Raw genomic sequence first — 21,611 nt, forward strand, 5'->3', positions numbered from 1 at the left:
TCTACAAACAAACTAGGTTTCTTTACTGCCTGTGCCTCAGTCATGGGACAATTGATCGACTGCTTACGGTTGCTCGTCAGGAGAGAAACCCAAGGATTTTCTCAACAAAATCATGCCTTTTTCAACGCTTAAAGCTGTGCGAACTCCTGTCAGGGAAAGCCCCAACTCAACGAGCGTGATCGCAACTGCTGGCTGCATCCCGACAACAACTGTTTCAGCATCTAAAATTCGCGACATACTAGCGATATTGTTGATAATACGACCGATAAAAGAATCTACTATTTCTAGAGAAGAGATTTCTATTAAAACACCTTTTACGCCTGTTTTGACGATGCGGTTTGTCAGGTCGTCTTGCAGCGTCATTGCCAAGCGGTCGTGCATATCTACTTGAATTGTTACTAGCAGAAATTCTCCCATTTGAAGTATCGGTATCCGTTCCACAAATCCACCTCTATTTTAATTTTCACTTAATTTTTATACCCAGAGGCAATATTTTTTATCTTTCCTCTTGAATATTTCTTATAGTTAAACCTTGGCGCTGCAAAGCGACTTTAAAAGCATCTGCTAAAGTAGCTTTTGTGAGAATATCCTGCAAGTCAACTCCTAAATGAACTATGGTTTGAGCTATTTGCGGGCGAATGCCGCTGATGATGCACTCAGTACCCATTAAACGGGCGGCAGCGACAGTTTTTAATAAATGTTGAGCAACTAAAGTGTCAACAGTCGGCACCCCTGTAATGTCTAAAATCGCAAATTCGGAGCCGGTTTCCATGATTTCCTGCAACAGAGTTTCCATGACTATTTGAGTGCGGGCGCTGTCGAGAGTCCCGATCATGGGTAAAGCGAGAATTCCTTGCCAAAGTTTGACTACGGGTGTTGACAATTCGAGCATTTCTTGCTGCTGGCGTTCAATGACTTCTTCGCGAGCTTTGAGAAAAATTTCTGTCACCCAAAGGCCAAGCTGGTCTAATAAACTGGTGGAAAGCCAAAGTTGTTCGACAAGTGCGTCGCGGTTTTCTGTCAGTTCATGACAAAGCCGATCGAACAATGGCTTTTTGAAGCATAAAATGAAACTCGCTATCTCTGAGGGAGTAAAGCCTCTCTGAACGCGCGATCGCGAAACTTCTGCTAGCAACATCCGCATATTTTCCCATTCGGGTGTCTGGATGTCGCTAAAGTTACCGTGCCCGACTGCAATGTGGAGCAATTGCAGAAACTCTTGACACTCGGAGCGCAATTCTTTGGCTCTCATCAAGTCGTCCCGCCGCAGCCCGGTATTTTGCAGTTCTTTGAGCCAGTCTGCTAGTAACTCTGCTTTGTGTCTTTGTAGGATTTCCGTGATCGTGTTATTGCTTGTGAGTTCCATTAAAATTATCTCCTGCTTAGCAATTGGGATGAAGTTGTACGAGCGAGCGCACTTGAGTTTTTTTTGATGGGGCAACTTCTGAGTTTAGCTCACAGTTTGCTGTTTGCGATCAAGGGTTAAGTACCTAATTGTAAAATGCGTTTGACGATCGCACTGGTAGAACTCGGAACTTCTATTTCTATCAAGGAAATCTTGCCACCTCCGGCGATAACGGCCGGTGCTTCCGGCAGAGTTTCGACTTGATAGTCGCCTCCTTTAACGTATATATCAGGCTTCAGGATATTTATCAGTTTAGTTGCTGTAATCTCGGAAAAAATTACTACGGCGTCTACTGGTTTGAGAGCGGCTAACACTTCGGCTCGCTGATTTTCCGGTACGATCGGGCGGGGCGGCAATCCTGGCTGCTGCGGTTTGATAGCTTGCACGCTGGCGTCGCTATTCAAGCCCACCACGAGCGATCGCCCCAATTTTTTTGCTGCCTGCAAATAGCGGACGTGGCCGCAGTGCAGAATATCGAAGCAGCCGTTAGTAAACACGATCGGACGCCACTTGTCCGGATCGGATGCGATCGATCTTTCCAGTTCTCTCAACGTGTAAACACTAGAAATCATTGCAGTCATTACCAACAAATTTTAACAGCGATAAAATATCCTACCAAAAAATGTGAATTTTTGCACTTTTGCTCTTGAATAATTCATCCCTCAATCTGCCAATAATTAGTAGTTGGCGATTAGTAATGAGTATTTAGTAATTGGTCACTTTTAAGCAAGAAGGAAAAACTCAAAATGATCGGCGCCGAAGCTGATAGGGAAAACAGAATTCCACAGGAAAAAACTGCTACTCCTGTATGTGTGATTGCCGCATCGTGCTGTTGGTAATTGGAGGTTAAAAAGGTTGGGAAACAATTATTTATTCCCGCCCTCTCTTATATCAATTACTATAAGACAGGGGATGAGAGTTCCACCGCATCGGGCAGGCTATCGGGTAGTGAGAACCCTAGGGGGTGAAACCCAGCGAAACGCGCTCCTCCTGTGTCTATTATTTCTGACACCGTCGCGCGAGCGAAAGCTAGTTAAAAGCACCGAACCCAAGCGTGCAGAACTCATCTTTACGCTGGATTCGTCAGACTATAGAAAAAGCCAGCAGTTGCTTGCTGCAGTTTCTGGGCGCTATCTTGACCAAGCCTTACAGCCACCCCAGAAGCTTACAGCCTCCTGTGTCCCACTCAGTATAGCTGTGCAAAAACTCGACCTTTTGGGTCGCAACCGCAGCCTGTGAAAACCCAGAGGAAAGTCGAGGTCGGTACCCGAAACAGCTATTTTGGTGGAAAATAGCTTAACTCGTTCAACAAAATCCACTCAACTACCCCCTTGAATCTAACGGTGTAGAATTATCTAACACGAATTTATGAAAGCAAGTAATAGCCGTCAATTTTCTTCAGTAGCTGCTCGAACTCTCAAAGTAGTCGGGATTATCTTGATTCTCTCTGCTTTGCTTGACTGCATTGTTCTGTCGCTGCCGGGAGAAAGTTCAGACCTTCTCAATCGAGGCTGGCAGTTAAGTGCTGCAACTCAGATAGTTGACAGGGGCATTATTCCTTTGATCGGTATTGCCCTCCTGATGACTGGCTTTTGGGTTGACAGCAGCAGTGGAGTCTCTATTGAGCGACGCAAGGTTTGGCTGGACTTGCGATTCTGGGCGCTGTTGATTTCCAGCTTGTTAGGTCTAGTTTACCTATCTCTGGTTCCCGTTCACCTCAACAATACTCGTTTGGAACTCAAGGATGCTCTGGCTCAAGTCGATCAAGAAGCGGGACAAGCGGAAGGTCAACTTGAGGCACAACTTAAAAGCGCTCAATTTAAAGCTCAGGTAGAACAGCTCAAAAGCCAGCGTCGCACCCAGATAGGGGCGCTGCTGGAAGACGACGGGAAGCTGCAACAAGCACTCAAGAGTCCAGATGTTCCCAAGGAATTGAAAGCTGTGCTTCAGGAGTCAAAAAATGACCCGAAAGCCCTCGACAAGTTCCTGGAACAGCAAGCTCAAGAACTTCCTACTCAAGCTCGCAACGAGATTCGCACCCGCAAGCAACAAAAAGAGAAAGAGTTAAGAACTCGATCGAGAAATTCGAGTTTACAGACGGGAATCAGCAGTTTGCTGTTAGCGATAGGCTACATTACTGTTGGTTGGACGGGATTGAGAAGTATGGGAATTCTGCGGTTCGGCCGCCGCAAAAATTGACCGGCGCTGGCAGGGATCGCGCTGGTCGAAACATCCCTGAGAAATAGTTTGTTTACCCAATAGTTTGCCATTACTGAAAGCTGGGAATGTTCTCAATTTATATTCTGACTTACAACGAAGAGATTGATATCGCCGCTTGCATTGAATCGGCACGGCTTTGTGACGATATCATTGTAGTTGATTCTTTCAGCACCGATCGCACCCTTGAGATTGTTCAGAACTATGCCGTGCAAACTGTGCAGCACCGCTTTGAAACTCATGGACGCCAGCGGACTTGGATGCTCCAAGAAGTGCCGTGCAAGTACGAATGGGTTTACATACTCGAAGCTGACGAGCGGATGACGCCTGCACTGTTTGCTGAATGCTTAAAGGCGATCGAAAGTCAAGAATATATCGGCTATTACGTAGCTGAAAAAGTAATATTTATGGAGCGCTGGATTCGCCGCAGCACTCAATATCCCCGCTATCAAATGCGCCTGTTTCGCAAAGACCGAGTGTGGTTTACTGACTACGGTCACACTGAACGGGAAGTCTGGAACGGGCCTACTCACTTTTTGAAGGAAACCTACCCTCACTATACTTGCAGCAAAGGTCTTTCCCGCTGGATTGAAAAGCACAACCGCTACTCGACTGACGAGGCGGCTGAAACTCTCCGTCAATTAGAAGCGGGTCAAGTAAATTGGTGGGGTTTATTGTTTGGCGCGTCGGAGGTGGAAAGGCGCCGCGCTTTGAAAGATTTTTCTTTACGCTTGCCTTTGCGGCCTGTGGTGCGCTTTTTCTATATGTATATATTACTCGGCGGATTTCTTGACGGCCAAGCGGGATTGGCTTGGTGCACGCTGCAAGCTTTTTATGAATATCTAATTTTGCTGAAAGTTTGGGAAATGAAGCATCTACCACTGCCAACTTTAGAGGTAGCGGCAGAACAATCTATTTCGGAAGTAGTAACAGTTGAGCCGTCAAAAGTTTCTTATAATCTTGGCGCTTCCGATACTCGAAATTAAAAATTGGTAATAGGTACGCTCGCCTAGCCCTAGTATTTGCAACTTGTACGTTCGCGCTTCCCCGCCGCTCGGAGTCGAGGGGTAGTCGAAGTGTTTAGAAGTGGTATTATATCCTTTCCGTTTGCATCGAAATTATTCATCTCTCTCTTCTCTTCCTCTGTGAGTTCTGCGTACTCTGCGGTTAAATCATTCCTCTGCAACCGGAATTAATATTAAATCCCTTAAATCTGAAGAAAGCGAATCTGTTGCAGAACTTCCTTCTTTCGCCACAACAACAAAACAGAAAAAACCCGATTTCTCCAAGAAACCGGGTTTCTGAATACCCTCAAATTTTTAGGTTTAATAAAGTTTTGATTCTTCTTAGCTCAAAACTCTCACGACTCACAACTTAAAACTCTTGAGATTTGGCTGTTGTTTTTGCCCGATCGAGCTTTAAAATCAACACCCCCAAAGGTGGCAAACACAAGTCGATCGAATAAGCACTGTTGTGGAACCACCACTCCTCAGTCCACTTGCCCCCCAAATTCCCCATATTGCTGCCGCCGTATTCCCGCGCGTCGCTGTTAAACAACTCCGTATAGAAACCTGGTTCCGGCACTCCTACGCGATAGTGAGAGTGCGGCTGCGGCGTAAAATTGCACACCGTCACCACAAACTCGTCGCCATCCTTCTCTCGGCGCATAAATGCCACGACACTGTGTCGGTTGTCGCTGCAATCAATCCACTCAAACCCATCCTCAGCAAAATCTTGACTGTAAAGTGCCGTTTCGCTGCGGTACAAATTGTTCAAATCCTTAAAAAACAGCTTCAACTTTTGGTGTGGCTCGAATTGCAGCAACTGCCACTGCAAATCCCCCCAAACGTTCCACTCGTGCCACTGGCCGAACTCCATCCCCATAAAGATCGTTTTCTTTCCGGGATGAGCAAACATAAAAGTAAACAAACACCGCACGTTTGCAAACTTTTGCCATTCGTCCCCTGGCATTTTCCCGATGATGTGGGCTTTGCCGTGGACTACTTCATCGTGGGACAAAGCCAGCATGAAATTCTCGCTGTGGTTGTACCACATACTGAAAGTTATGTTGTTTTGGTGGAATTGGCGGAACCACGGATCCATGTGGTAATAGTCGAGCATATCGTGCATCCAACCCATGTTCCACTTCAGGTTGAAGCCCAAACCCCCTACATAGGTCGGCCAAGATACCATCGGCCAAGAGGTAGATTCTTCGGCGATCGACAGCGCACCTGGGAAATAGCTAAAAATTACGTGATTCGCCTGTCGCAGAAAATCTGCCGCCTCGATATTTTCCCGACCCCCGTACTGGTTGGTCAGCCATTCTCCCGGTTCACGGCAGTAATCCAAATAAAGCATCGAGGCTACGGCATCTACGCGAATCCCGTCGATGTGGTACTTGTCAAACCAGAACAGAGCGTTTGATACTAGGAAATTCCGCACTTCGTTGCGGCCGTAGTTAAATACTAGGGTTCCCCACTCTTTGTGCTCGCCCTTGCGGGGGTCGGCGTGTTCGTACAAGTGAGTTCCGTCAAAGAAAGCCAAACCGTGACCGTCTTTGGGGAAATGTCCCGGTACCCAGTCCACCAGTACGCCAATGCCGTTAGCGTGGCACTGGTCAACAAAATACATGAAATCTTCAGGTTTCCCGTAGCGGGAAGTTGGGGCGAAATAGCCGGTGACTTGATAGCCCCAAGAACCGTCGAAAGGATGTTCGGCGATGGGCAGCATTTCGATGTGAGTGAATCCCAAATCTTTGACGTAGGGAATCAGCCGATCGGCTAATTCCCGGTAAGTCAGAAAGCGCGCCCCAGGATTGAGTTCCGAAACCTGCACGGGGGGTTCTATTTCCCCATTTGGTAGCACGGCGGGTTCGTCAGTACCGGCGTGCAGCCAAGAACCGATGTGGCATTCGTAAACCGACACCGGCTGCGTCAGTTGGTCTGTGTGCCGCCGCTTTTCGATCCAAGCGCTATCGTGCCAAGTGTAGGTGCTTAAGTCCGTGACAATTGATGCTGTTTTCGGCCGCACTTCTTGCTGGAAACCGTAAGGATCGGACTTTTCGTAGGGATGTCCGTCTTGGTTTTTCACTTCGTATTTGTAGGAAGTTCCCACGGATAGTCCCGGAATAAATAATTCCCAGATGCCGTTTTGCGATTTCCGCATTTGATGTTTGCGGCCGTCCCAATAGTTGAAATCTCCTAAAACTGATACATTTCGGGCATTCGGGGCCCAAACGGCAAAATATACTCCTTTGATGCCGTCTACTTCGGTAAGGTGTGCCCCCAGTTTTTCGTAAATTCGGTGGTGATTGCCTTCTGAGAATAGATGTTGGTCGAATTCTGTGAGTTTGGGCGATCGAAAGGCGTAGGGATCGTAGATGAAGCGCTCGTGTTCCCCTTCTTTGACCCGCAATTGATAGTTTGCTAGTTCTGGGGTGTCGATCGTACATTCAAAAAAGTGAGGGTGATGCTCTGATTTCATCGGGTATTCGGCCCTGGCCTCCGGCAAAACTACGGATACCGCATCCACATTCGGCAGATAAGCTCGGACGACCCAGACTTTTTTGCCATTTTCTTCGATCGCGTGAGGGCCTAGCACTTCAAATGGATCGTGGTGCTGATTCCAAACAATGCGGTCAATCTGTTCAAAGGGGACGGTCGCGGGCATAAAACTACTTACCTCAATCTTTTAACTAAATGGCTTTCAAAACCTAGAGTGGCGCTGCACTTTACATTTCGATACATTTTTTATCGCTGATCCTACCACTGATTAGCATAATCTTGCCTGCTGCAGCTCCAGCGCGCGCCCTTGCACACACAGCAGGCTGTTGCCTTGCCGGCGGCCGAGCTGGGGTTTTACTGCTAACATCTAAGTATAGAAATATTAAAACAAATTGAAAAATTTATATTTTTTCCCAAATATCATTGACTTTTTATTTAATATGTGATATAAAAATTTTTCAAACTATTGTCGATTGGCCACTGCAGGAGGGTCAACCCTGTAAGTGTTGGGCAGCAGGTAATAGTTTACCTGGAAGTTTCAGGCAGGGACGATCGCCCGATCGGTAGAATTTCACATCCCGGAGGCTGGGTTTCCCCACAAAGTCGGTGAATTTGGGCAATACGCTCAAACAGCGAAGGATGAGTGAAGGATGCTCAACTCGGTATTGAGGAATCAAAGCTAAAGGACTCAGCATGGCGACAGCAGCCAGCAATATCTGCCATGCTCAAGGAATCGCCTACCAAACTAGCAGCATCCTACCAGCGACGGTGCAATAGGTTTAAAGCAGCACTGAGGCGCAACTGGAGCGAGTTTTGCCGAGGCAGGGTTAATACCGAACTGGCGCGGCGCCAATTGAATCATTAAACTGGCTTAAAACAGACGGGTCGATGTGCTTGCCCGCATCGGCGCGAAACTCGTAGTCAACAAATCGAGTAGCAATGCCGATGCTTTCATCCCGCCAGTTTTCGAGCATGCAAGTCTCTGCTTGCTTTCCTCTCGTCTGTGGGAACAGTGGCGGGGAAGGCAAGCGAGACTCGATAGAGTGCAAAATTTGCGTCGAGTCTCGCTTGCCTCCGGTTGATATTCAGTTGAAGCAGCAGCACTGGCAATGTCCTCAAACATCCTTTCACAGGCTTGAGTTTCAAAACGTCCAGGCCGGGAGTTAAATTTTCTACTTGAAAGGGAATGCTCTTGTAACGCAGCGAATCAGCGGACTTTGCTGCTGTAAGGGGACGTACTGAACTTTAGTAGTAAAAGCATCAGACAATCACTAACACCCAACTTGAGACCTAGACCGATGAGATGAAAAAATGCGAGGAGCGAACCATTTTTCACCCCGAGGCTAGGCTCGTTGGGCACCAACTCCGGGATAGCCCTAGTTAGGGAGTCTTTTTAGGAGCAGGGGCTGGGCTAGTAGGTGGAGTGGACTTTGGAGATGGAGAAGAAACAGGAGGAGTAGTAGTAGTGCCAGTGCCGCCAGTGCCACCAGCGCCGCCAGCGCCGCCCGGAGTGGGGCTAGAGCCACCGCCGCCGCCGGCATCTCCTCCGCAGGCGCCGAGGGCTACTGCCAAGCCCACTACCAAAGTCAAACGAATTAATCCCTTGTTCATAAAAACTCCTTAACATTGAAAACCCATCGCAAGGAAGGGAATAGTTTACTTGAGAAACAATGCTGGCACGAATAGCTCAACGATTCGCTCGTTGATTACAATACTGCATTTATTAATAAATTTCACATGGATTACGGCTAACCGGCAAAGATTTCTTTTTTTTTGGCAAATCCTGAAGTCAAAGAGACCAGTGGTAGGATGGGTTGGTTGGCTTGTGAGGTATCTTTGGTAAGGATAACCGATCAAACGCAGATGGCCACGACTGGCGATCTGGGAGACAAAAAACTCTTAACCTCAATCAAGCTGAAGCTACCCCACTTTACGTATTGGTGAACTCTATGACCGCTGCTATCAGATCCCCGGATTCTCGCCGCTCCCGATCGACCCGCAAGCCCGCTGCTGGCCCCGCCAAAAGCAAAGTTACTTCTATTGCCAAAGCTAGGCGGGCGAAGACAGGGCCGGTATTGCCCAACTACTCGACAGCCGACGAACAGGCTCAGGCTCAGCAGTCCGCATCGGTGCTGAAAGTCTTGCCAGCTCGCCAGCAGATGCCAGTGTGGTTGCGATCGCTCCTGCGGGCACAGCGCGCCTCCTCAGTGGCAGCAGTTATACTTTTGGGCGGTGCTCTGAGTCTCTATGGCTTGACTGTTTACGGCGAGCAGCGCTGGAGTCAGGAGTATCAAAAACTGGAAACTCTGCGCCTCCGGGAACAGCAGTTGAGTGCTTCTAGCGAAGTCTTGAAACACCAACTTGCTAAAGAAGCCCAAAATCCCGAAACTGGTTTGGCTCCGCAGAATCCTGGGGACACGATTTTCTTGCAGCCGGCCCCTGAAACCCGATCGCCCCTTGCGGCACCAAACTCTGAGCCCGCTCTTAAGAATCGAGTCGGTGTGGAAACACCGCTGGGCTATTAAACCTGTGTCAAAGCCGAGAGCGCCCGAGGGCCTGAGTGTCCGAGGGCCTGAGAATTGGAGGCTCTAATCTCCTTTTTGACTTTTTTGCAAGTCGCGATCGATTTTCGGCTTCCAACCGGAAGTTACAAATTAAAAATAATTAACACGACTTCAAAAAAAAGAATGCAACTGTAGGTCTGATCCAAACCCTGACAGGGATTGCTCATTCCCAAGTCTTGAAATTTATATTATAAAATCTAAATTATAAAATCTAAATTATAAATTCTAAAACGCTCTAACTTGCTATTGAATTTTTAATGCCATGAGCTACGACCCCCGTTTTGACCGCTACAGATCGCCGAATTTCAAACGCCCAAAACCGTCGGGCGATCGCACTGGGTGGGAAAAACCAGCCAAACCTAGATCTCCGGGCAGTTTCGGCAGATCGCCACAACAGACGGCTGCATCTTGGGGGCGACCGGTGGAGCGTTTAAAGCGCAGCAAGTTCCGTTTGTGGGCCGTGTGGGCGGTGTTGATGCTGGGGGGGCTGGGGCTGGCTGTGAATTTGTTTTATTTGCAGGTGACACGAGCTCCGGCGCTCCGCAAACAGGCCGAGCAGCAGCAAACTCTCAAAACGAAGCCGTTTGTACCGAGACGCCCGATAATTGACCGCGCAGGAAATGTTTTGGCGATCGACAGACAGGTGTACACGCTCTACGCTCACCCGAAGTTGTTTAACCACTCGAAGGCGGAAATAGCTGCTAAATTGGCTCCGATGCTGGCGATCGAACTGACTCCGGGCACTACGTCGGAAACTGAATTGATACGCAGGTTTAATCTTGCTGAAAGTGGTATTACAATTGCGGAGTCTCTGCCTCAAGAGGTTGCCGATCGCGTCGCTCAGATGCAAATTAAAGAGAGTCTGGTCGATGGCTTGGAGTTGCTGCGTCAGCAGCAGCGTTTTTACCCTCAGCAGGAGTTGGTGGCGGATATCCTCGGTTATGTGGACGGGGAACGGAAGGGACAAGCCGGGGTGGAATACAGCCAGCAGAATTTGTTGGAACGATCGATGCCGTCGATTCAGTTTAGCAGGTCGAGTAATGGGAATTGGGTTCCCGATCGGCTGACGGCGGGATTTGTGCAGCTTGATGACTTGAAATTGCAATTGACGATCGACAGTCGCTTGCAGCGGGCAGCCCGAAGTGCGCTTAAGGAAAAAATGAAGCAACACGATGCGAAGCGGGGCACAGTGATTGTGATGGATGCCCGTAACGGGGAATTGCTGTCAGTTGTGGCGGAACCTTCTTATGACCCGAATCAATATTTTAATTTCGATTTGTCGCGCTATAAAAATTGGGCTGTAACTGATGTTTATGAGCCTGGTTCGACTTTTAAAGCGATTAATGTGGCGATCGCTCTGGAAGCGGGTGCGGTGAAACCTAATACTGTGTTTAACGATGAAGGTCGGATTTACATGAATCCCTGGACTATCCAAAATTCCGATTACAAATTCGTAGGCGCGCGCGGCCCTTCCACTGTTACTGAGATTTTGAAACATTCTAGTAATGTGGGGATGGTGCACATCATGAGAACCATGAAACCTTCTCTTTACTATCAAGCTTTAGAAAAACTCGGACTCGGACAAACTGCAGGAACTGATTTGCCTTTTGAAGTAAGCAGTCAACTTAAAAATCGAGAGCAATTTATTAATTCTCCGGTGGAAGTTGCTACTACGGCTTTTGGGCAAGGTTTTTCGATTACTCCGATGCAGTTGGTGCAGCTTAACGGCGCTTTGGCTAATGGTGGCAAGTTGGTGACTCCTCACGTTGTGCGGGGACTTTTTGATAGGGAAGGTGAAGCTTATTGGAAGCTTCCGAGGGCGGTTCCAAAGCAGGTTTTTTCGCCGGAAACTACTAAGCAGGTGTTAGAAATGATGGAAACTGTGGTTGATGGTGGTACGGGGAAAGCTGCACAAATTCCTGGGTATCGGATTGCTGGAAAAACGGGCACGGCTCAAAAAGCTAATGCTGGTGGGGGTTATTCTGACAAGGCGATTATTACTAGCTTTGTGGGGATCATGCCTGTGGAGGCTCCTCGGTATGTGGTGCTGGCGGTGATTGATGAGCCGAAGGAGGGTTCTTCGGGGGGTACGGTGGCGGCGCCGATTGTGGAGTCGGTGATGGAGGCGCTGATTTCTATTGAGAAGATTGCGCCGAGTAAGAAGTAGTTGATTATATGTCAGATGTTGCACTATTGTCAATAAGCTTTTTAGGCACAGGCTTTCCGGCCTGTTCAGAAAAGGCTAATTGAGAATGGTGCAAGATATAAGTTATATCTGAGATGTTGCGTCAGGAATTGACATCGAATATAACGATCGACAACAAGGCTATTGAGGACACGGCAATGCCGTTTCCCTACCCCAAAATAATTGATCGCCCTGTCAGTAACAATATCTTTTGTTGTCGTTGGGTTTTGATTGTCTTTGGGAGGTGCGTTTATGTCCGAGGAGAGTGGAGATGATGATGCAGCGTTGGCTGTTTCTTAAGTTGGGATGATATAGTGTTAGGGTTCCTTTGGCTCTTATACTCGTTAGCGTGCAGTCGTGGTCGATTCGAGATACGGGGCAACCTCTGTGGTTGAACATGACGCGCCGGATTGTGCCGTTTGTTTTTTGCTCGTTGCTTTCATTTACTTGGAGCACTGTTGTTTCATCTGGATCTATTTGAATTTGCGGTTCTAGGTTTTTCCATTGACTGTCTGGTATTTGGGCTGGGGGAATGTCGGCTGGGTGAACGGCCATTTGTACATTTTCTCCTACTTGTTTGAAGCTGGCTTGCCATGAAATTTTGGATCGTTTGGCGTTGCTGTGGGCAAGTTCCATTGCCCAATAAGCTCGATCGAGCGATAGCTTTAAACGGTGGTTGTTGATAAACATTAGCCAAGAGGGGGCGACGATCGCACAAAATATTCCTATGATTAAAATAATTATCAATAGCTCAATCATTGTAAAACCTGCGGCAGGTGTAGTGGCTCTGCCTTTGAGCGTTTTATTTATTGACACGTAGATGAACTCCCTGATATTTAGCTGGCCCAAAAAACAGCTAGGAGGAGCTATTTTTTTTCTTGGGTATATTTTAACTTTGGGTTTGGCGAGTGTGTAGATCGGTATTTACTGAAAATTTATGCGACTTTAAAAAAAACTGCGGCTAAGGAAACGGCAGTCAGGAAACGGTAGTGCTGCTTCCCTACAGCAATTTTGTTGATCGCCCGATCGCACGGATCGGATGTAACGATCGCCGGATTTGTAGGGAAACGGCAGTGCCGTGCCCTGATTTCGGGTAATATCGTTTTCCCTGACGCACCCTACATCAGTGACTATTTGGTTTTTGATGCGGGCGATCGATCCTCCTGCACTAAATACTCCTGTACCTAACGGTAAATTGTGATTAGCAAGGCGGCCTTTTTCGTTGGAAGACGAGCGGCAATTACTATTAGAATATCAAATTGATACAATTGTTAGCAAAAACAGCGGCGGCGGTGCTACTTATGCTAAAATTGCTGCGGCTAGGGAACGGGAAATTCCGGTTGTGATAGTGCAGCGCCCGCAGATTCCCTATGTTGAGCAGGTTGCTGATGTGGAAGGGGCGATTTATTGGCTAATTCAGCAAATGAGTTACGTAAAATGAGTGTCACTCAAATAAGCGACTGGTCGAAACTTTTCAAAATAGTTAAAGTAGATATAACTGATTAAGGGAGAGCGATCGCGCTCTTAGATTTTGCAATCCCACCTCAAGGGCAACTTCCCTCGCATGATTTGCGCTCCCGACTAGCAATTGAAGGAACTAAAACAATGGTTATCACTGGAACTGAAGAACCAGACAGCTTGAAAGGCACCCCAGAATATGATGTCATCTACGGCTTAGCAGGGGATGATTCTCTAGTAGGCTTGGGCGGAAATGACTTTCTGTACGGTGGCGAAGATGACGATACACTCTATGGCGGTTTTGGCAACGACCAACTATTTGGTGAAAATGGCGATGACTTTCTCGACGGCGGCTATGGATACGACCAATTAAATGGCGGTAGCGGTAACGACGAACTGCGGGGCGGGTATGCGGATGACATCCTAATTGGAGGTAGCGGAAACGATAAATTATACGGCGAGTTTGGAGATGATTTTCTCATCGGCGGTACGGAAAATGATTCTCTTTACGGCGGCGATGGAAACGACATCCTAACTGATAGTGGCGTAGGTCGCGATGGCAGCGACTATTTAGACGGCGGTAGCGGAAATGACCGAATAATTGCTTACGGTTACGGGCCGGAAATTGATGCAGATACGCTGATTGGCGGGACAGGATTGGATACCTTCGTTCTCGGCGCGCCCGGTCAGGCTTTCTACAATGTTGGCGGCGATGCTGACTACGCATTAATTACTGATTATCTGCCCTTTGCAGACACAATTCAACTGCAAGGAAGTGCGTCTGACTACCTCTTAGATGGCTCTCCCATTCAGGGAATTTCTGGCACTGCTATTTACCGCGAAGAAAATTCAAATTACGAACTAATTGCCGTTTTGCAGGACAGATTTTTAACTCAGAGCGCTTTAGGTTTGTTCACTTACGTGTAGGCGACACTTCTCAAAAATAAGTGGTAGGTGGTAGGTGGAATAGACTAAGCATCCAACCTAAAACCTAAAACCTAGATAGAGTCCTATCCAGTCCCCCCTGCTTAAGGGAGGGATTTCTTGTTATATTGAGGTTTATTTAAAGAATTAAGATGATTGTTCATATCCTGCCAATCTCTTTTGAGAACCGGATAGTGCGAAGTTGCTAATAGCGGATCTTTTTTCTCGGTGACAGTTTTTGCTAGAGGCAAAACGCGGTAGTTTAATTTGTTGTTCAAGCTGTAGCGGTGCACCCAAGTAGGATGTGTTTTTACATCTGTAATTTCTGTGGTTTTTTCGGGAAATGTTTTGCGAATATTTACTTGCAAAATTACGCCTAAGTCTGTATATTTTTTATTCTGACCGGAAATGAAGTTTCCCATTGAATAAATTGCTACAGCTTTGCGGGTTTTCCCATTTTTTCCGGGGAAATTAAAGATTTTGTAAGGTTGGACGACGTGGGGATGGCTGCCGAGAATGATGTCTGCACCGGCTTTTAATAGGTTTTCCACTAATTGTTTTTGTTGGGTGTTTGGCTGTCGCTGATATTCGTTGCCAAAATGCAGGGAGATTGCGATAATATCTGCTCCTTGTTTGCGGGCTTTAGCAATGTCTTTGACTATCTTTTTTTCGTCAATTAGGGAAACTAAGTAATCTTTGCCTTTGGGTATGGGAATGCCGTTTGTGCCGTATGTGTAGGCTAGCATGGCTAGTGAAATGTTGTTTTTGGTGCTGATTAAAGTGCGATCGGCGGCGGCGGCTGATGTGGCTGTTCCTGTTGAGGCAATTTGGCGATCGCTCAGATTGGCGATCGTCCTAATTACGCCTTTTTCTCCACGATCTAAAGCATGATTGTTCGCCGTTGTCAAGATATTAAATCCGGCTTTTTTAGCAGCATCTGCTAATTGAGCCGGTGCGTTAAATAGCGGATATCCCGTATATCCGCCCGCATCTTCGCCCGCTAAAGGTGTTTCGAGATTTCCGATGACCCAATCGCCTGTTGATAGGATACTTTTAACTGGTGCGAAGAAAGTGTCAAAATTGTATGTTTTCTTTTTTGCGTCGTAGCCCGATCGCGTTTGGGTACTGTGCATCATGATGTCGCCGACAGCAATTAGTTTTGCTTCTTTGATCTCAGACTGTGGTTTGGGGGGAACAGGGGCTGCAATTGGCGATCGACTTTCTGTAGGCTGTGTGTTAGTTTGTGGCGTTTGGATATTGCAGCCTGCGATCGAAAGCATGGCCATTATCGAGAGCAACCGACGAAAATCCATAATTTTTGAGAGTGATTTGTCGGCTTATATGGTATCATAACTGATTTAGTTACGGTTAAATAGATGAAAAAAAACTATCTAATTCTTGCCTTTATTGTTTTTGTATCAATTACGGGTTTTGGTGTTTTAACTTACGCTCAAACTTCGGGCGATAGACCTTTTGAATTTGCCTTGATTGGCGATTTGCCCTACAGTGCCGAACAGGAAGCACAATTTCCGAATTTGATTGCAGATATCAATCGATCGCCCGCAGCGTTTGTAGTCCACGACGGCGACATTAAAAACGGTTCTAGTGTCTGCGATGATGCAACTTTTCTCAGCCGCAAGCAGTTATTTGACAATTTTGAGATACCGTTTATTCTTGCCTATGGTGACAATGAATGGACGGATTGCCACCGTTCAAAAAACGGCAGTTACGATCCAGTAGAAAGACTCGCTAAACTGCGGGAAATATTTAGCAACGGTAATCAAAGTTTGGGAAAGCGCACCTTAACTCTCACCCGTCAAAGCGAAAACCCGCAGTTTGCTAAATTCCGCGAAAACGTTCGCTGGATTTATCATGACGTTGTGTTTTTCGCGATTAATATGCCGGGAAGCAACAACAATTTTGGTCGCACTCCCGAAGCAGATGCAGAATATGCCGATCGCAATTGGGCTAACTTAGCCTGGATCAAAGAATGTTTTGGTTTAGCCAAACGCAGCAACAGCAAAGGAATTGTGTTAGTTGCACAGGCAAATCCGGGATTTGAACTCGATCCGAAGGACAAAAGAAGAAGCGGCTACAACGATTTTATCGCAACTCTGGAAACAGAAACAGGCAATTTCCCAGGGCAGGTTGTATTCGTCCACGGCGATACTCACTATTTCCGCATCGATAAACCTTTACCCTATTTTACCGATGAGACTCAATTACCGAGAATGAAAAATTTTACTAGAGTTGAAACTTTTGGTTCTCCAAACGTGCATTGGTTGCGGGCTTTTTATGACCCTACAAATCCTAATTTGTTTGAATTTAAACAGCAGATTGTTCCGGAAAATTAGGCTAGGTAACACCATTGTTATGCAAAATAAATAATTTTTGAATTACACTGAAGATAGGTAGAATTGAGGAATTTATTTATGACAGTCGCAACTAGGCGCTTCACCCTGGAAGAATTTTTGAAACTGCCAGAAACTAAACCTGCTAGCGAATACATTGAGGGGGAAATTATCCAAAAACCTATGCCGAAAACTAAACATTCTCGTCTCCAGGGGCAATTCCTGCGTGTCATTAATGAAGTGGTAGAGGAACCCAAGATAGCTTACGCTTTTCCAGAGTTGCGGTGTACGTTTGGCGGTCGCTCGATTGTTCCAGATATTGCGGTACTATTGTGGGAACAGATTCAATTTGATGACAGCGGCGAACCAGTGGATGATGTGCGAATTGCGCCGTATTGGGCGATCGAAATCCTGTCGCCACAACAAAGCTCAAATCGCGTAACTAGAAAAATTATTCACTGTCTTCAACATAATTGTCAGTTGGGATGGCTAATCGATCCAGACGATCGATCGATTTTAGCATTTTTGCCCAACCAACAACCGCAATTCTGCGAAGGTAGCGATGTCCTTCCTGTGCCCGAAATGATTCCCCTGAATATCACTGCCGAACAGGTGTTTAGCTGGTTGAGAATGCAAGAATGAATCAGGGCGATCGTCTTTTTTGTACCAATTTTAAAAATCTACCAGTTGGGTTTGTAGAGAGGAGTTGAATCTTCATCTAAACTCAGGAATGAAGTCCTTACTACAAACCAAAGTCCCTATTGTCGCCACCTGTCAAATTGGTCTTCGGAACAGCCATTAATAAATTGATTGTTCACCCAACCGTCAAGGATTGTAAAAGTTTCATTAGGAGGATTTCCCGAAAATCTGGCCGCAATTTTCACCCAATTACCTTGTCTGGTGACAGCCCTAACTCCGTCTCCTCTTTTGAGTTTAGCTACAACCGCGTACTTATTGCCTGGGCCTTTGCGAATGTTAACAGCGCCACCTTCACCTGTAATAAACGAGCATTGAGTTTGCTTTTTTAAAGCTTCTGCTTTTGCGGGAGCAAGGCTTTGCTGCTTGCCGAAAACAGGAAAGCTGTAAAGTGAGAAGCTAAAACTTGCAACGACGGCTGCAATAAAAAAGGCTTTTGATTGAGTAAAAATTAGCATTATTTCATTTCCTTGGATTGGCTGAACTGAAGTCCTGACTATGATTTTTTTGAGAAGGGCTTCAGTCCTTACTACTAACTGTTATTGGACTGAGGCAAACCATTCGGTAACACCTTGAGCGATCGCCTCGGCTAACTTTTTCTGTTCTGTCGGATTCACAATCCATTCAAACTCTTCGGGATTGATCAGAAATCCCAATTCCATTAAAACAGATGGAGCAACGGCAGGACGAGTCATGGCTAAGTTGTTCCAGAATACACCATAGCTCGGACGGTTCAACTTGGCAACTAAATAATTGTGCAAAAAGATTGCCAAACTGTGCGCTTGCGGGTGAAACCAGAAAGCGCCGACACCTTTAGTCTTAATCGCATCGCCGTTATCCGGCAAAGCATTGTAGTGAATTGAAATTGCGATCGCAGGTTCTTCTTTTTGAATCATTTCCACCCTCGGCGGCAAATCCAAATCGACATCTTCTACCCGCGTCATTACCACATTCGCGCCCCGATTTACCAATTCCTGTTGCACCAATTTCGACACAGTTAAAGCTACTGTTTTTTCCCTAATTCCCACTGGACTCACCGCACCTCCATCCTCCGGCCCGCCGTGTCCCGGATCGATGAGAATCTTAATTCCAGACAGCGGTTTTGCTTGCGAATTCGGCATCATGCTTGTATTCGCGGGCGGGTGTTTTAAAGACAGCACTAAAGTTGTGCCGTCGTATCTCAGCTTATAGCCCCACTGCTGGGCAGATTTGAGATTAAAAGTGTATTGTACTTGCAGCGGCGATATTTGTTGCCATTCCAAACGCGAAATTACGGCGTCATCCTGGATGCGAATAATGTCAGTTTGAGCGGTAGTATTGTACAGAGTTAAAGTGAAAGTGCGTTCTCCTTCTTGCACAGTGACTGGGACGGGTATTTCTAAGGGAAATAACACCTCTGTCCAGCCGGAAACTTGACGCGAACTGGCGCTGCGAATAATCGATCGCGCAGGCACTGTATCCTTGACAATTCGCACTTCCGCTGCTTTAATCCAAGCACCGTAATCGAGTCTGAGCCATTCTCCTTCGCGCCCGATAATTGTTGCTCGCGTTCCCTTCGGCAGCGGTGTCATCCGAGAATAATCTGTACTCGCCCCGGTTCGGGCAACACCCGGTTCTGCCGTTACTTCTGCTACTTCTAAATCCGCCGGAGAGAGAATAGAAATTTTGCCCGTACCTTGTTGGCTGATAGTTCGATCGTTCATTGTTAGCTCAAACGATGGCACGCCTAAATCAACTGTTTCTCCCTTAGATGAGAGGGCGTTATCAGGGGTTTTACCGCAGCCTTGATACTGTTCGCTGCCGCCTTTTTTTATCGGGGAGTTTTCACCTAACAGTACAGATTTGTTGTCAGGTAGTTCCACTTGCGAGCGCGCTTTTAAAGGAATAGTAACGCCCGCCAATTTTACCGAAACTTGAGCATTCGCAGGTGCGATCGCCCCAAAGCAAATATATTCCCCCGGCAAACTCGCGACATCGACTTTCGGAGTCAGGGAATCTTTAGCAAAAGCCAATCCTACAGGGGCTTCCGGCTGATTGGACTCGCGCGTCACCTTAATTTTGACTTCCTGATTTTCGTGGCGCAAGGTAAAGACATTTTCGCCGAGTTGCAGGGGAAAAGTCGGGGCGAAATGACCCGCTGCGGTGCGCGAAATTTGGTTGCCATTTACCAAAACCTCACCCGTTGCCGGCGCTGTGCCGATGAAAAAGATGCGATCGGCTGTAGTTTTGTGGTTGGCTGGAGGATAAGCGACGAACAAAGGTTGAGCTGCCACAGCTACAGAGGCGATCGCCAGAATCATCCCAAACACAACTAATCCTAAAAATTTTCTCATTCTCAATCGCAACTAATTGACACTCTGTGGGTTATTTATACTAGAACTTGCCCTAAGAAACCGGATTTCTGAGGATTAGCCGTAAGTCTTATTTACTAGACACGGCTCATTCTATCAGGTTTGTAGTTGCAATTGAGCGATCGGCCCCATAAATTCCCGCGTCAAACCATTAAGTTTTAATTAATTCAGAGGTCGTTCTCCACAGTTGCTCCAACCGATTCGCCGGCATGGTCAAATACAAAACATCCCCCGCACTCAGACAACAATTCAGCAAATCCCAGCCGTGGAGAGTTTGACACTTAGTTTCCACATAAAGAGGCACAAAATCAGCAGACTTAGCAGCATCTTGAATGCGCTGGCCACAGAAAGGATGGTTTGGCGTAATCAATGTGGCCAAGCAAACCCACAGACTGTCAGCAGTCATTCCGTTCCCTAAAATTCTGCCTCCAATCGCCGCCGCCGCGAAAGCAGGAGCCGCCAATTCCGTCGGGTTCAAAACTCCTTCAAACTCAAAAACTTGCTGCACCATCAAAGCAAAATGTGGGTCTTGATTGCGGACAATAACCGATAGTTTGGGTGCCAATCCTTTAGCGCTCAAGGCAATTTCAACATTAGACATATCGCTGCTAGTTACCGCCAAAAGTGCTGCTGCTTGCTTAACATTAGCAGCTTCCAGAGTTGCGGGCAAACTGGCACTTCCCTGAATGAGCGGAATTTTCATTGAGCGAGCCGTGCTCAGAAATCGGCTGTTCGGATCTTGCTCGATCACCACAATATCGTAACCGTTAGTGTGCAGTTCTTTAGCAATTTGGAGACCCATTCCTCCGAGCCCGCAAATAATGTAATGATTGCGCTGCGGAACTCGCGCCACATCCCAATATTCGATAAAGCGAGTTCCCAATACATAATCGTTGAGCAGTGCGTAGCAGATGCCAATGATGCCGGCTCCAACTAACATCATGACAACTGTAAATAGTTTAATGCTTTCAGGAGCTTGTTCGGCCACTTTTTCATAGCCTCCGGCTCCCGTAATCATCCCTACTGAAAAATAAAGAGAATCGACAATTGAGATATGATTGTCAACACAAATATAGGTAGCAGTAGCAACAGCAATCATTGACAGCAGCGTCAGTACAACAATTACTGCTGCTTGGCTGTGCTGCTGAAATCTGTGCAGCTTAGTTAATGTTTTGAGCAGTTTTTGAGTTAAAGTTTTTTGGGGGCTGTGGATAGTCGGCTGAGTGGCAACAATTAGCCGATCGCCCTGCTGACACTGCCGATCGGCAAGCACCGCCGATACTAAATCAGTTTTGTTAGCCGCCGGCAGATAATAAATCAACATTCGCGATCGATCGTCCCACAAATCGCTGAGTTTTCGATTTTTCCAAGGATGTGTTTCATCGATATATTCTTCGTGAATCGGCCAAGTGCGATCGAACAAACGCAACTGTCCGATCGCCTGACTTCCGAGAGCCGCAAAAGCAAAAACCGGAGCAGCCAATGATGAAACGCTCATGGAAGCGTGATCGGGCAAAGTGTGGTCAATCCTGTCGCCCAAGCTAGTATTGAACAATCTGTTGATGATGCGAATCTGAGGATTAAGAATCCTCGCTTGCATCAAAATTGCCAAATTTACAGCATCATCGTCTCCTGCAATTACTAAAGTGTGAGCATTTTGAATGCCTGCCGCCAACAAGGTAGAAGCTGCTTGCAAATTGCCTACAACCACATCAGAAGTTTCGCCGCGAATTGGGCGATCGCTAATACCAACCACAATCGCTCCTTGCTGTCTCAACAAACAAAAAATCTTGTGTCCCGTGTGGCCCAACCCGCAAACAATGATTCGAGGTTTCATAAAAATTTATTTGCCAGCCAATTTCGGAGCTGTCCTTGTAGTTTTATACCATTTTTTTAAAGATGTGATAGACTTGTGTAAAAAGTAAAGGAGAGAATTACAATGTCTGGTCGTCCTCAT

19 protein-coding genes and 1 pseudogene are annotated in these 21,611 nt (G+C 46.8%); 8 read left to right on the forward strand and 12 right to left on the reverse strand.

Annotation, left to right across the window (positions count from 1 at the left end):
• Nucleotides 1-63 precede the first annotated feature (63 nt).
• From QUA74_RS14615 to rfaE2, 3 genes are all read right to left on the reverse strand, one after another.
• Nucleotides 64-441 carry an STAS domain-containing protein gene (locus QUA74_RS14615; RefSeq protein ID WP_242717860.1) on the reverse strand — a complete coding sequence of 126 codons (378 nt, stop codon included), beginning with the start codon at nt 439-441 and terminating at the stop codon, nt 64-66.
• Nucleotides 442-496: 55 nt separating this feature from the next.
• Complete coding sequence (locus QUA74_RS14620) at nt 497-1,366, reverse strand: STAS domain-containing protein (RefSeq protein ID WP_333329964.1); 870 nt, start codon at nt 1,364-1,366, stop codon at nt 497-499.
• A gap of 116 nt (nt 1,367-1,482) precedes the next feature.
• Nucleotides 1,483-1,977, reverse strand: coding sequence for a D-glycero-beta-D-manno-heptose 1-phosphate adenylyltransferase (gene rfaE2, locus QUA74_RS14625; protein ID WP_445302149.1), 495 nt, complete (start codon nt 1,975-1,977; stop codon nt 1,483-1,485).
• Between the two features lie 796 nt (nt 1,978-2,773).
• On the opposite strand from rfaE2, the gene hpsJ-B reads away from it, so the two are divergent.
• Nucleotides 2,774-3,604, forward strand: coding sequence for a hormogonium polysaccharide biosynthesis protein HpsJ (gene hpsJ-B, locus QUA74_RS14630; protein ID WP_333329970.1), 831 nt, complete (start codon nt 2,774-2,776; stop codon nt 3,602-3,604).
• Nucleotides 3,605-3,690: 86 nt separating this feature from the next.
• Nucleotides 3,691-4,608 carry a glycosyltransferase family 2 protein gene (locus QUA74_RS14635; protein ID WP_333329973.1) on the forward strand — a complete coding sequence of 306 codons (918 nt, stop codon included), beginning with the start codon at nt 3,691-3,693 and terminating at the stop codon, nt 4,606-4,608.
• 388 nt (nt 4,609-4,996) lie between these two features.
• On the opposite strand, the gene glgB is transcribed toward QUA74_RS14635, so the two are convergent.
• The 4 genes from glgB to QUA74_RS14655 form a co-directional block, all read right to left on the reverse strand.
• The gene (gene glgB, locus QUA74_RS14640) at nt 4,997-7,291 is read right to left on the reverse strand and encodes a 1,4-alpha-glucan branching enzyme (RefSeq protein ID WP_333329976.1); all 2,295 of its coding nucleotides are present in this window, start codon (nt 7,289-7,291) and stop codon (nt 4,997-4,999) included.
• Nucleotides 7,292-7,616: 325 nt separating this feature from the next.
• Nucleotides 7,617-7,820, reverse strand: a complete 204-nt coding sequence (locus QUA74_RS14645; RefSeq protein WP_333329979.1) for a hypothetical protein — start codon at nt 7,818-7,820, stop codon at nt 7,617-7,619.
• Between the two features lie 132 nt (nt 7,821-7,952).
• On the reverse strand, nt 7,953-8,099 hold the full coding sequence (locus tag QUA74_RS14650; protein WP_333329982.1) for a hypothetical protein: 147 nt from the start codon (nt 8,097-8,099) through the stop codon (nt 7,953-7,955).
• A 406-nt stretch (nt 8,100-8,505) separates the two neighbouring features.
• Nucleotides 8,506-8,736, reverse strand: coding sequence for a serine protease (locus tag QUA74_RS14655; RefSeq protein WP_333329985.1), 231 nt, complete (start codon nt 8,734-8,736; stop codon nt 8,506-8,508).
• A 338-nt stretch (nt 8,737-9,074) separates the two neighbouring features.
• Here QUA74_RS14655 and QUA74_RS14660 point away from each other — a divergent pair, with 338 nt between their 5' ends.
• Together QUA74_RS14660 and QUA74_RS14665 are read left to right on the forward strand one after the other, a co-directional pair.
• Nucleotides 9,075-9,650, forward strand: coding sequence for a hypothetical protein (locus QUA74_RS14660; protein ID WP_333329988.1), 576 nt, complete (start codon nt 9,075-9,077; stop codon nt 9,648-9,650).
• Between the two features lie 301 nt (nt 9,651-9,951).
• A complete protein-coding gene (locus QUA74_RS14665) occupies nt 9,952-11,856 on the forward strand; it encodes a penicillin-binding protein 2 (protein WP_333329991.1) in 1,905 nt (634 codons plus the stop codon).
• 213 nt (nt 11,857-12,069) lie between these two features.
• Here QUA74_RS14665 and QUA74_RS14670 read toward each other — a convergent pair whose 3' ends face one another.
• Complete coding sequence (locus tag QUA74_RS14670; RefSeq protein WP_333329993.1) at nt 12,070-12,633, reverse strand: transcriptional regulator; 564 nt, start codon at nt 12,631-12,633, stop codon at nt 12,070-12,072.
• Nucleotides 12,634-13,090: 457 nt separating this feature from the next.
• Here QUA74_RS14670 and QUA74_RS14675 point away from each other — a divergent pair.
• Both QUA74_RS14675 and QUA74_RS14680 read left to right on the forward strand, forming a co-directional pair.
• A pseudogene (locus QUA74_RS14675) lies at nt 13,091-13,315 on the forward strand (precorrin-6A/cobalt-precorrin-6A reductase); the annotation flags it as partial.
• Nucleotides 13,316-13,479: 164 nt separating this feature from the next.
• On the forward strand, nt 13,480-14,259 hold the full coding sequence (locus QUA74_RS14680; RefSeq protein WP_333329997.1) for a calcium-binding protein: 780 nt from the start codon (nt 13,480-13,482) through the stop codon (nt 14,257-14,259).
• 101 nt (nt 14,260-14,360) lie between these two features.
• Here the strand turns inward: QUA74_RS14680 and QUA74_RS14685 are convergent, their stop codons facing one another.
• Nucleotides 14,361-15,569, reverse strand: coding sequence for a CapA family protein (locus QUA74_RS14685; protein WP_333330000.1), 1,209 nt, complete (start codon nt 15,567-15,569; stop codon nt 14,361-14,363).
• 63 nt (nt 15,570-15,632) lie between these two features.
• Between QUA74_RS14685 and QUA74_RS14690 the strand changes: the two genes are divergently transcribed.
• A complete protein-coding gene (locus tag QUA74_RS14690; RefSeq protein WP_333330003.1) occupies nt 15,633-16,610 on the forward strand; it encodes a hypothetical protein in 978 nt (325 codons plus the stop codon).
• 78 nt (nt 16,611-16,688) lie between these two features.
• The gene (locus QUA74_RS14695) at nt 16,689-17,249 is read left to right on the forward strand and encodes a Uma2 family endonuclease (protein WP_333330006.1); all 561 of its coding nucleotides are present in this window, start codon (nt 16,689-16,691) and stop codon (nt 17,247-17,249) included.
• A gap of 116 nt (nt 17,250-17,365) precedes the next feature.
• On the opposite strand, the gene QUA74_RS14700 is transcribed toward QUA74_RS14695, so the two are convergent.
• The 3 genes from QUA74_RS14700 to QUA74_RS14710 all read right to left on the reverse strand — a co-directional run bounded on the left by QUA74_RS14700 (nt 17,366) and on the right by QUA74_RS14710 (nt 21,491).
• The gene (locus tag QUA74_RS14700; RefSeq protein ID WP_333330008.1) at nt 17,366-17,761 is read right to left on the reverse strand and encodes an SH3 domain-containing protein; all 396 of its coding nucleotides are present in this window, start codon (nt 17,759-17,761) and stop codon (nt 17,366-17,368) included.
• Nucleotides 17,762-17,842: 81 nt separating this feature from the next.
• On the reverse strand, nt 17,843-19,636 hold the full coding sequence (locus tag QUA74_RS14705; protein WP_333330011.1) for an N-acetylmuramoyl-L-alanine amidase: 1,794 nt from the start codon (nt 19,634-19,636) through the stop codon (nt 17,843-17,845).
• Nucleotides 19,637-19,805: 169 nt separating this feature from the next.
• Nucleotides 19,806-21,491: an NAD-binding protein gene (locus QUA74_RS14710; RefSeq protein WP_333330014.1), complete on the reverse strand. Its 1,686-nt coding sequence runs from the start codon at nt 21,489-21,491 to the stop codon at nt 19,806-19,808.
• Between the last annotated feature and the right edge of the window lie 120 nt (nt 21,492-21,611).

It is taken from the genome of Microcoleus sp. LAD1_D3 (assembly GCF_036702135.1).
Classification (GTDB): Bacteria; Cyanobacteriota; Cyanobacteriia; order Cyanobacteriales; family Microcoleaceae; genus Microcoleus.

Bases quoted from the DNA above. Each gene is read 5' to 3' on its own strand.
- QUA74_RS14695 (WP_333330006.1), top strand. From the start codon at position 16,689: ATGACAGTCGCAACTAGGCGCTTCACCCTGGAAGAATTTTTGAAACTG.
- rfaE2 (WP_445302149.1), bottom strand. From the start codon at position 1,977: ATGATTTCTAGTGTTTACACGTTGAGAGAACTGGAAAGATCGATCGCA.
- QUA74_RS14620 (WP_333329964.1), bottom strand. From the start codon at position 1,366: ATGGAACTCACAAGCAATAACACGATCACGGAAATCCTACAAAGACAC.
- glgB (WP_333329976.1), bottom strand. From the start codon at position 7,291: ATGCCCGCGACCGTCCCCTTTGAACAGATTGACCGCATTGTTTGGAAT.
- QUA74_RS14650 (WP_333329982.1), bottom strand. From the start codon at position 8,099: ATGCTCGAAAACTGGCGGGATGAAAGCATCGGCATTGCTACTCGATTT.
- QUA74_RS14655 (WP_333329985.1), bottom strand. From the start codon at position 8,736: ATGAACAAGGGATTAATTCGTTTGACTTTGGTAGTGGGCTTGGCAGTA.
- hpsJ-B (WP_333329970.1), top strand. From the start codon at position 2,774: ATGAAAGCAAGTAATAGCCGTCAATTTTCTTCAGTAGCTGCTCGAACT.
- QUA74_RS14685 (WP_333330000.1), bottom strand. From the start codon at position 15,569: ATGGATTTTCGTCGGTTGCTCTCGATAATGGCCATGCTTTCGATCGCA.
- QUA74_RS14705 (WP_333330011.1), bottom strand. From the start codon at position 19,636: ATGAGAAAATTTTTAGGATTAGTTGTGTTTGGGATGATTCTGGCGATC.
- QUA74_RS14690 (WP_333330003.1), top strand. From the start codon at position 15,633: ATGAAAAAAAACTATCTAATTCTTGCCTTTATTGTTTTTGTATCAATT.
- QUA74_RS14710 (WP_333330014.1), bottom strand. From the start codon at position 21,491: ATGAAACCTCGAATCATTGTTTGCGGGTTGGGCCACACGGGACACAAG.
- QUA74_RS14665 (WP_333329991.1), top strand. From the start codon at position 9,952: ATGAGCTACGACCCCCGTTTTGACCGCTACAGATCGCCGAATTTCAAA.
- QUA74_RS14700 (WP_333330008.1), bottom strand. From the start codon at position 17,761: ATGCTAATTTTTACTCAATCAAAAGCCTTTTTTATTGCAGCCGTCGTT.
- QUA74_RS14645 (WP_333329979.1), bottom strand. From the start codon at position 7,820: ATGCTGAGTCCTTTAGCTTTGATTCCTCAATACCGAGTTGAGCATCCT.
- QUA74_RS14660 (WP_333329988.1), top strand. From the start codon at position 9,075: ATGACCGCTGCTATCAGATCCCCGGATTCTCGCCGCTCCCGATCGACC.
- QUA74_RS14635 (WP_333329973.1), top strand. From the start codon at position 3,691: ATGTTCTCAATTTATATTCTGACTTACAACGAAGAGATTGATATCGCC.
- QUA74_RS14670 (WP_333329993.1), bottom strand. From the start codon at position 12,633: ATGATTGAGCTATTGATAATTATTTTAATCATAGGAATATTTTGTGCG.
- QUA74_RS14680 (WP_333329997.1), top strand. From the start codon at position 13,480: ATGGTTATCACTGGAACTGAAGAACCAGACAGCTTGAAAGGCACCCCA.